Source organism: Martinezella tropici (genome assembly GCF_008370325.1).
Classification (GTDB): Bacteria; Pseudomonadota; Alphaproteobacteria; order Rhizobiales; family Rhizobiaceae; genus Rhizobium; species Rhizobium tropici_B.
Genome location: NZ_VNIP01000016.1, coordinates 96,361 through 102,609 on the forward strand (window position 1 = coordinate 96,361; position 6,249 = coordinate 102,609).

The following is a 6,249-nucleotide window of genomic DNA, read 5'->3' on the forward strand; positions in this document are numbered from 1 at the left end:
CATCAGTCATGGAGAAGACCATGGATAGGGCACGGCTTGTCGGCATCAATCATGTCGCTCTGGAGGTCGGCAACGTCGAGGACGCGTTGGCCTTTTACCATTGCATCTTCAAGTTTGAGCTTAGGGGAACGCACAAGGACGACGAAGGCCGGATTGCTATGGCTTTCATCGATATGGGTGATCAGTTCCTTGCCCTCATTCGCGGACGCGGTCAATCTCCCGACGAGAGCCGACATTTCGGCCTCGTCGTCGACGACCGGACGTCGGTGAGGACGCTCGCCGAAGCAGCTGGAGCCACGCTCGTCGAGGGGCGGTTCCTGGATTTCCTGGATCCATGGGGTAACCGGATCGAGGTCGTGGAGTATGCCGATCTGCAGTTCAGCAAAACGGACGCCGTCATGCGCGCCATGGGATTGCAGATCGAAAAACGCGCTCAAGCTCGGCAGGAGCTTCGGGAGAAAGGCATGGCGGATGAGTAGCTTTGTCGTTCTTGGAGCCACCGGGCACATCGGCTCGGCGGTTATCCGGACTTTGATTGAAGCAGGCGGGTCAGCAATCGCAATCGCTCATTCGCGGGAAAGCGCGCAGAGCATTGCCGGGCCAGCTGTCGAGGCTCGTGTCATGGATGTGATGGACACCGAAGCGCTCCGCGAGGTCCTCAAGGAGGCCGGACGCGCGTTCCTTTTGAATCCCCCCGCTGATCCAAGTTCGGACACCGACGCGCGAGAAGCGGCAAGTGCCAGGTGCATTGCCGAAGCGGTGCGGGGTTCGGGGTTGGAAAAGGTGGTGGTCGCCTCGACCTACGGTGCCCAGCCCGGCGAAAAGATTGGCGATCTTTCGATTCTCTACGATTTCGAACAGATGATCAGGGCGACGGGCATTCCCTGTGCCGTCAACCGCGGCGCGTACTACTTCTCCAACCTCGACGCCTCCCTTGAATCCGCATGGCAGGGCGTCATCGCTTCTCCATTCCCGGCTGATCTCAAGATACCGATGGTGTCGCCCCACGATCTGGGACGTGCCGCTGCAGTGCGTCTGATGTCAGCTGTCACGGACGTTGGGATCCGATATGTCGAAGGTCCGGAGCGTTACACATTTGCCGAGGTTGCCGACGCATTCTCGTCAGTCCTTTCCCGTCGGGTTGAATTGCGGACGATCCCACGAGACGAGATCGAACAAAGCTTTCGCAAACTCGGCTTCTCGAAAGAGGCGGCGGAATCCTACGCGCGAATGATGAAGGCAAGCATAGACGGCGGTTTCGAAGTTCCGCCCGATCCCGAACGGGGGGCTACGTCCTTGCAAGAACACATCGCTTCGCTTGTCGATAGTGCACCGAAGCCGTAGAGCCGGATTTTGCAGGTCATCACCGGAAGCGCTTGGCGTCGAGCACCTCGTCCAGGGAAGCCTGAGCCTTACCGATTAACTTGTCCTTGTCGGAATGGACGGCGTTGTTGATGGTGCGCGAGGATCGGCGGGCGATGGACGACGACTGGCATTCGCGGCCCTTGAATTTCAGGATCTCGCGGCTTGAACTTGTTTCTAACACAATCGCCAGCTATACCACCACAGTCGACATTGCTGATGAGCGCTGGAATGAATCTGCCGCTCGCAATGTTGTAGTCGTTTCAGCTTTGACCACGGATGTACTGGCAAGGGTGAGTAAGCGACGATGAGGAAGGTCGGTGCGGTTTCGCCCCGGCCTTTTTTATTGCGGCTTCCGTCTTTGGAGATGTCGTGTCGTCGACCTGGACGACGTCGAAGTATCGATTGTTATTTCAGTCTTTCTTATCCACTCGACATTGACCGGCGAGCGCGCTGGATCATTATTCGAAGAATGAACAGGCAAGATTTGGCGGCATGGCCCAATCGATGTTGGTTGTCGACGACGAGGCAGCGATACGCCTGGTCGCGGATGACGTTTTGGAGGACAAAGGCACGATATCCTCGCGGCTCGTTTCGTCCCCGAAACCTGGGCATAACCAGGCATGATCCTGCGTTCTTGCTCGGACGGACCCAGGGAAACTCCGATAGTAATATGTGAAAAATGCGGCCACCGCGGGAACTTCAAGCCATCCGGAATGTTTCGGCAGCATGCCTTTCCGGAGATCGGATATGATCCCTACAAGATACTACGCCGTGCGGGATGCCGCCTGGTCTTGGTCTGTCATCGACGCAACTACTGGCCGGGTTGTAGCTTATAGTGACGTCATTCTTGGCGGGCTGAGCGAAGGTATCGCGGAGGATATGGCAAAGCTGCTCAATTTGGAATATGCGGCTGGCGACACTGATGTTCCTTTGCCTCCAGGGTCTCGCGGAGCCTAAGCAACGGCAGGGACCTGCCGTTCAGTCCTTCAGCCTGACTGCACAGGACGGCCTCCAAGCTAAAGATAGATCGATAGCGGGCTTGGCACCTTGGGCGGCGCTGGGCGGACGTGGTGTTTCAGAAGTGGTTTTCCGACGTATCGCTGGCCAATAATGTCGACTGGCCAAGAATGTCGAATTGAGAGCCGCCTTGCGCATGCAGGGCGGCCTTGCCACGATCTGAAGGTGAGCGGAGTAACCCTACTCCTCGAAGATATAGATGCCGCCTTCTTTTAACGCGGCTACGAACGCCGCTCGGGCGTCCTCCGCGTCGATCTTTCCTTCATGTGCGGCTAGCAACGCTTTTCTTGCAGCTTTATGGGCCCGCTCATTTTCAAGAGTAGGCCATTCGTTCAGAAGATATTCCGCTGCGCGCTCGGCGTTCGAGATGACCAGCCGGTCCGCGGATTGTCGCGTTTCCACGATGACCGACTTGCTCCACCATTGGGCCATGTACGTTCTCCTATCCGCCGTCAACGACTGGCGTTTCGGAATGTTCCCGATGGTGGATCGGCCATACTTCACAGCCAGGTTGTACCATCACAATAATCGGCAACGGCGAAAAGCTGCCAACTGACGGTCAGGCCTGGAATTGCCCTTCTCGGGTTTTGAGTCGATTTATATCGCAATCGTTATTGTGACATTTGTTCGCGATGCCCGGAGAATTCCGGCACTCGCATTTGGGCGTTCGTTAACGCGTGGATTGGGGCCGCGTCGGCCGATCTCGCTCTATTCTTAGAGCCTTGAGAAGCGCGGCCGTTTCAAGTCGCTTGATCACATCGCCAGTTACAATCGGCTGGAAGACTGTGTCGGTCTTCTCGCGGATGGGACAATTAAACCACTTCGAGCTTTTGGACATGGTCACGACCAAAGGTGAGCAGATGGAAGGCTGATGCTGAGAATAGCTGCCACGCCAGCAATCAGAACGGATGTCTCAATCAAGAGGCGCGTCATGCGGCGTGTCGTGTTAAGGAGAATAGCGTTTGTCATGTTCGTTCCTTTTTATGATTATTTTCTACGAGCTATGCACAGTAGCATGGATTTTTAGAAAAGTTTTATAAACTTTAAAAAATCGTAATTTAGTTATGATTGACACGCATTGCCCAGCACTACAAGCCGCGACTGGAGCAGACTGCGTATAAGGAGGCCGCGAGCGCTTGGACCGCCATCCTTAACGAAAAAGACGGTGCTCGCCGTATTATCAGCGACCGAAGATGAAGACGCTTAGTACTTTTCCTCTCCAAAGCTTGTCCTATCGGTGTGCCTTTTGCCCATCGAGATAGCCGTGTTCAAAGGCTTTCGCGAGCACGCTTCCTTCCGGGGTAAGGGTTTTCGTCATCTTCCATCTCGCGCATGCCGGCGTCGCCGCCACGTTCGTAGGCTTCTCTGGCTGCCTCATCGGAAACTTTCAAATCTGGAGATTTGATCACTCCTGCATTTATCGGATCAGGAAGCGTCGATGCCATGTTAAAGCCGGGTGGGCCGGCGAAATTTTCGACTTGCATGGTTGTTTCCTCCTTGGAGCGCAAAGCGGCGCGGGCAGGGACATTTCAGCCTGCCTTTACGCTTGTCACAAAGACTTGCCCTTGTAAGAGCCTTACCGCTGTTCGCATTCCAATGACGAGAAGACGAGAGCTGCACTGACGAAACAGCATCCCTCTCCATTAAGGCTATTTGATGCGTGGAGATTTGCGCAACTTGTCGTTTCTGCTCTTGCTGGACGATGTCTTCGCATCAGTGGATCATATTCCTTCAAGAGCCGAGGCGAGCGCAACATCGTTACACCCACCCCGCCGCGAAGCGGCGCGATAAGAGTTAAATCGTATCGCCTGGGCTTTCGGTCCAGATCCCCGAGGCTTCCCAAATCCAATTGAAAATTTCTGCGGCCAGCCACGCGCTAGCCAAGGAACTGGGAACCATTCCTTGGCGGGTAAGTTTTCCCCCTCCCGGGAACTGACTTAAGGCAATGCTTCAACGCGTTCTCAGGGGGCGCCGCCGAGATATTTGACCCTCGCGAGAATAGGACGTTTTGCCATCCTTACTTGATTTGTGTTGGGTCAGCAGCAGCCCGGCAACCGAGATTATGATCATGGCAGCGCCGACGATGATAGACGTCGTCACGCTTTCCCCCAGAAATGTACAGCCAAGGGCAAGGGCAATGATCGGGTTTACAAACGTATAGGTGGCGACTAGTGAAGGCGATCTTCGCTTTAGCAACCAGGTATATGCAGCGAAGGCAATCACGGTGCCGAACAAAATCAAGTAGGCCAAGCCGCCCAGCGAAACAGCGGAGATCTGGGTCGGCTCCACAGCATCCAACTCACCCGATAGCGCGCTTATCACCGCCAACGCAACTCCGCCGGCGAGCAGCTCCAGGCCAGCGAGCCCCGTTGAGGCAAATTTGGCGGAATAGCGCTCGGATATGACCGTTCCGACTGCCCATGATAGCGACGCCCCCAGCAGGACAAGCAAGTCCACGAGGTGCACCGCGCTCGCGTTGGAAGATATTTCCTGCCATGCGATGAGAGCAACACCTCCGATACCGGGAACGAGGAGTGCCGCCCTCATCCCGGTCGGCCGCTCACCCCCGGGAATGAAAGCCTGCAGGAGTACGATCCAGAACGGGATCGTTGCCAGCAGCAGAGCGGCCACGCCGGATGGGACACGTTGCTGCGCATACGCGAGAACTCCGTGGCATCCGACGAAAAAGAGCAGACCACAGGTTACTGCGATGGCGCACATCGTAATTGAAGGAACGGCAGCACCCTTCAGCCTCGCATAGGTGTAGAGAATGGTGCCCCCGATCAGACAGCGCGTGCCCATGAGGAGAAACGGCGGCAGGGTTTGCAGACCCAAAGCCAAGGCAAGATAGGTCGATCCCCAAATAACATAGATTGCGGCAAAGGCCGCGCCGGTCGTGATATGTGTCCTTGAAAGCATCATGGCTAGTCCTAACCTTTTATAGGGTTAGGAGCCAAACTAGGATCAAGATCATGAGTTCCAAAGGCTACCGTCATTCAAGCGCCGGCGGCGACCCCAAAGAGGAATTGGCGATCCGGTTTGTGAACACTGTAGCTTGGCGGTTGCGCACGTCCCACGAAGAGCGACTTTCCGACGCACAGGCATTTTTGCGCTGGCTGGCCGCCAACCAAACTGGGATGGAACAGCAGCTGGCGATGATTAGTGCGCGTTGGCGCACACATCAACAGGACGGCGCCAAATTCTATGAAGCGGTGATTACGCTGCGCGAGGCTATCTATGAGCTCCTTGTCGCTCGCATCGCCGATGTCGCCCCGCCGATGGAGGCTCTCGAGAATTTCAACCTATTTTTGGTTCGATCCGGGGATGGAATAAGGCTGCGGTCGATGGCGGGTGAACTGTTCTGGTGTATCGATGAAGCCAGCGATTCAGATCTGCTCAAACCCATCATCATGTCCGCGGCGAACCTCATGACCGGTCCGAAAGCGCATCGTGTCCGCCAGTGCCAGGATGATCGCGGCTGCGGGTGGCTGTTTGTCGACGAGAGCAGGGCAATGAATAGACGTTGGTGCTCGATGGGAGATTGCGGAAACCGTGCAAAGGCCCAGCGGCATTACCGACGATCGCGCGATAAAAGCATCAGTTCCTCCAGCTAGGCGGCATTCTCTTCGACCTGGGAGGCAGCAAAGACGTATGTGGCGTCTCCATCGCATTGATTTCCCTGGCGCAACGTTCTCGCCGCATCGGGTGTGCCCGCATGTCGGGAGCGCTTCCGCTTCAACGCGTTCGAGCAGTAGGCCGGGCTGACCAAGCGTCAGTGTGACCGGGAATTCGCTTGCGGATACTATGCGCGCCCAGTCCTCAATGCTTTTCGGTAAGGACCATATCCAGCGTAACCCCACGGTGGGG

Annotated in this window: 7 protein-coding genes; 3 read left to right on the top strand and 4 right to left on the bottom strand. The window is 56.1% G+C overall.

The window, feature by feature from the left end:
* Positions 1-20: 20 nt before the first annotated feature.
* Together FP026_RS27830 and FP026_RS27835 are read left to right on the top strand one after the other, a co-directional pair.
* The gene (locus tag FP026_RS27830) at positions 21-479 is read left to right on the top strand and encodes a VOC family protein (RefSeq protein WP_149637792.1); all 459 of its coding nucleotides are present in this window, start codon (positions 21-23) and stop codon (positions 477-479) included.
* Positions 472-1,344: an NmrA family NAD(P)-binding protein gene (locus tag FP026_RS27835; protein ID WP_149637793.1), complete on the top strand. Its 873-nt coding sequence runs from the start codon at positions 472-474 to the stop codon at positions 1,342-1,344. The genes FP026_RS27830 and FP026_RS27835 overlap by 8 nt, the downstream gene beginning before the upstream one ends.
* A 19-nt stretch (positions 1,345-1,363) precedes the next feature.
* Here FP026_RS27835 and FP026_RS27840 read toward each other — a convergent pair whose 3' ends face one another.
* The 4 genes from FP026_RS27840 to FP026_RS27855 all read right to left on the bottom strand — a co-directional run bounded on the left by FP026_RS27840 (position 1,364) and on the right by FP026_RS27855 (position 5,304).
* Positions 1,364-1,546 carry a hypothetical protein gene (locus tag FP026_RS27840; protein WP_149637794.1) on the bottom strand — a complete coding sequence of 61 codons (183 nt, stop codon included), beginning with the start codon at positions 1,544-1,546 and terminating at the stop codon, positions 1,364-1,366.
* 1,016 nt (positions 1,547-2,562) lie between these two features.
* Positions 2,563-2,814: a DUF982 domain-containing protein gene (locus FP026_RS27845; RefSeq protein ID WP_149637795.1), complete on the bottom strand. Its 252-nt coding sequence runs from the start codon at positions 2,812-2,814 to the stop codon at positions 2,563-2,565.
* A gap of 836 nt (positions 2,815-3,650) precedes the next feature.
* Positions 3,651-3,866 carry a hypothetical protein gene (locus tag FP026_RS27850; protein ID WP_149637796.1) on the bottom strand — a complete coding sequence of 72 codons (216 nt, stop codon included), beginning with the start codon at positions 3,864-3,866 and terminating at the stop codon, positions 3,651-3,653.
* A 466-nt stretch (positions 3,867-4,332) separates the two neighbouring features.
* The gene (locus tag FP026_RS27855) at positions 4,333-5,304 is read right to left on the bottom strand and encodes an EamA family transporter (RefSeq protein ID WP_149637797.1); all 972 of its coding nucleotides are present in this window, start codon (positions 5,302-5,304) and stop codon (positions 4,333-4,335) included.
* Positions 5,305-5,354: 50 nt separating this feature from the next.
* On the opposite strand from FP026_RS27855, the gene FP026_RS27860 reads away from it, so the two are divergent.
* A complete protein-coding gene (locus FP026_RS27860) occupies positions 5,355-5,996 on the top strand; it encodes a CGNR zinc finger domain-containing protein (RefSeq protein ID WP_149637798.1) in 642 nt (213 codons plus the stop codon).
* The last annotated feature ends 253 nt before the right edge of the window (positions 5,997-6,249 follow it).

Bases quoted from the DNA above. Each gene is read 5' to 3' on its own strand.
- FP026_RS27830 (WP_149637792.1), top strand. From the start codon at position 21: ATGGATAGGGCACGGCTTGTCGGCATCAATCATGTCGCTCTGGAGGTC.
- FP026_RS27835 (WP_149637793.1), top strand. From the start codon at position 472: ATGAGTAGCTTTGTCGTTCTTGGAGCCACCGGGCACATCGGCTCGGCG.
- FP026_RS27845 (WP_149637795.1), bottom strand. From the start codon at position 2,814: ATGGCCCAATGGTGGAGCAAGTCGGTCATCGTGGAAACGCGACAATCC.
- FP026_RS27850 (WP_149637796.1), bottom strand. From the start codon at position 3,866: ATGCAAGTCGAAAATTTCGCCGGCCCACCCGGCTTTAACATGGCATCG.
- FP026_RS27855 (WP_149637797.1), bottom strand. From the start codon at position 5,304: ATGATGCTTTCAAGGACACATATCACGACCGGCGCGGCCTTTGCCGCA.
- FP026_RS27860 (WP_149637798.1), top strand. From the start codon at position 5,355: ATGAGTTCCAAAGGCTACCGTCATTCAAGCGCCGGCGGCGACCCCAAA.